The organism is Stenotrophomonas sp. TWI1149, assembly GCF_039673155.1.
In the GTDB taxonomy this organism is placed as follows: Bacteria; Pseudomonadota; Gammaproteobacteria; order Xanthomonadales; family Xanthomonadaceae; genus Stenotrophomonas; species Stenotrophomonas maltophilia_AA.
On record NZ_JBDJLB010000025.1, the window covers coordinates 1 to 656 of the forward strand.

Annotated in this window: 1 protein-coding gene; it reads left to right on the top strand. The window is 65.9% G+C overall.

Annotated features, from left to right (window positions below; genetic code table 11):
* Positions 1-656, top strand: a 656-nt coding sequence (locus ABE424_RS19125; protein WP_346492927.1) for a DUF1214 domain-containing protein, incomplete at both ends; no start/stop codon positions are given.

The window sequence follows — 656 nt, forward strand, 5'->3', positions numbered from 1 at the left end:
CCGCCGCCGGCGCCCGCCATCGCATGGATCACGCCCACGCCGCCGGCGCAGGATCGGACGTCGCTGGAGTTCTTCAACCAGCTGGCGTTCCTGCTGCAGTTCGCGCAGCCGCCGCATCCAAGCGAGGCGGCCCTGCGCGAGCGCTTTGCCACGCTGGGTATCGAGCCGGGCAAGCCCTTTGATGCGAACCGCCTGCCGCCGCCGATGCAGGCCGCGCTCAAGGAGGGCATGGCCGAAGGGCAGAAGCAGATCGATGACAAGCGCGCCTCGCTGGGCGGCAGGACCGATGCCCTGTTCGGTAGCCGGGACTTCCTGAAAAATGACTACGTCGCCCGTGCGACCGGGACCCAGGTGGGCATCGGTGCGAACTCCCGCGAAGAGGCGATGTACCCCATCCTGGACAAGGATTCCGAAGGCCAGCCCCTGGACGGCAGCAAAGGCGCCTACACCCTGCGCTTCGCCAAGGACCAGCTGCCGCCCGTGGATGCCTTCTGGTCGGTCACCATGTACGGACTGCCGCAGCAGCTGCTGGTCAAGAATCCGATCAACCGCTATCTGATCAACTCGCCGATGCTGGCTGGATTGAAGAAGGATCCTGACGGTGGGCTGACGATCTACATCCAGGCGGATTCGCCCGGCAAGGAGAGGCAGGCCAA